At 37.3% G+C, this 765-nt stretch carries 1 protein-coding gene; it reads left to right on the forward strand.

The window, feature by feature from the left end; translation table 11 throughout:
• Positions 1–186: 186 nt before the first annotated feature.
• A partial coding sequence (gene glyQ, locus ACRCJ0_RS17160) for a glycine--tRNA ligase subunit alpha (protein WP_431391368.1) occupies positions 187–765 on the forward strand: 579 nt, incomplete at its 3' end.

Below are 765 nucleotides of genomic sequence, written 5' to 3' on the forward strand. Positions count from 1 at the left end.
AATTGAAACCTTGTGAAGGCATATTGGAGCACTTAACAATAAAGCGCTAATGGATTTTATCCGTTAGAAGTAGGGTGGAACCGCGAGACAATCGTCCCTATGTGTTTGTTTTTTCAAATACATAGGGGCTTTTTTCTGTCTTCTGATGTATTTGACCACTATCATAATAGATTAAAAAATGAGGAAGTGAACATCTTGGCAACGAATCAAAAAACATTTCAAGATATAATTTTAACTTTACAAAACTACTGGGCTGAACAAGGTTGTTTAGTTTTAAACGCTTATGATACAGAAAAAGGTGCGGGTACCATGTCACCTTATACTTTCTTGCGTGCAATTGGTCCTGAACCATGGAACGCTTGTTATGTAGAACCATCTCGTCGTCCAGCAGATGGTCGTTACGGTGAGAACCCTAACCGTTTATACCAACATCACCAATTCCAAGTGGTGATGAAACCAAACCCAGATAACATTCAAGAATTATACATTGAAAGCTTGAAACAATTAGGAATTGACCCATTAAAACATGATATTCGTTTTGTAGAAGACAACTGGGAAAACCCATCACTTGGTTGTGCTGGTTTAGGTTGGGAAGTTTGGTTAGATGGGATGGAAGTCACTCAATTTACTTATTTCCAACAAGTTGGTGGTTTAGAATGTAAACCTGTTACATCGGAATTAACATATGGTTTAGAACGTTTAGCTTCTTACATCCAAGAAGTAGATTCAGTTTACGATATTGAATGGGTTGAAGGCGTTAAATAC

It is taken from the genome of Aerococcus sp. L_32 (assembly GCF_050689315.1).